2 pseudogenes are annotated in these 384 nt (G+C 68.2%); both read left to right on the top strand.

Annotation, left to right across the window (positions count from 1 at the left end):
- Nucleotides 1-202, top strand: a pseudogene (locus I6F21_RS38540) (dihydrodipicolinate synthase family protein); the annotation flags it as partial.
- 2 nt (nt 203-204) lie between these two features.
- Nucleotides 205-384 (top strand): annotated as a pseudogene (locus I6F21_RS38535) (Gfo/Idh/MocA family oxidoreductase); the annotation flags it as partial.

Below are 384 nucleotides of genomic sequence, written 5' to 3'. Positions count from 1 at the left end.
GTATCAACGTTGGCTGCCACTCATCAATCACGAGAACCGACAGGCCGGCATCCTGGCCGCCAAGGCGTTGATGAAGGAAGGCGGCGTGATCGCCTGCGAGGCGCCGCGCCATCCGTTGCCGCCGATGCATCCGGACACGCGCCGGGGCCTCGTCGAAATTGCCCGGCGGCTCGACCCGCTGGTCTTGCGCTGGGGGCGATAGCCATGCACGGTGACCGTTCCCCCGTTGCGATCGGCATTGTCGGCGTCGGCAAGATCGCGCGCGACCAGCATCTGCCGGCGCTTGCCGCGCAGCCGGGCTTCACGCTTGCGGCTTGCGCCAGCCCGCATTCACGCGTCGACGGCCTGCCGCACTACACGACGCTCAACGCCATGCTCGCAGAC

This window comes from Bradyrhizobium sp. NBAIM03 (genome assembly GCF_020194055.1).
In the GTDB taxonomy this organism is placed as follows: Bacteria; Pseudomonadota; Alphaproteobacteria; order Rhizobiales; family Xanthobacteraceae; genus Bradyrhizobium; species Bradyrhizobium yuanmingense.
The sequence above is the reverse complement of the archived record's forward strand: the minus strand, read 5'-3'. Positions and strand labels throughout refer to the sequence as shown.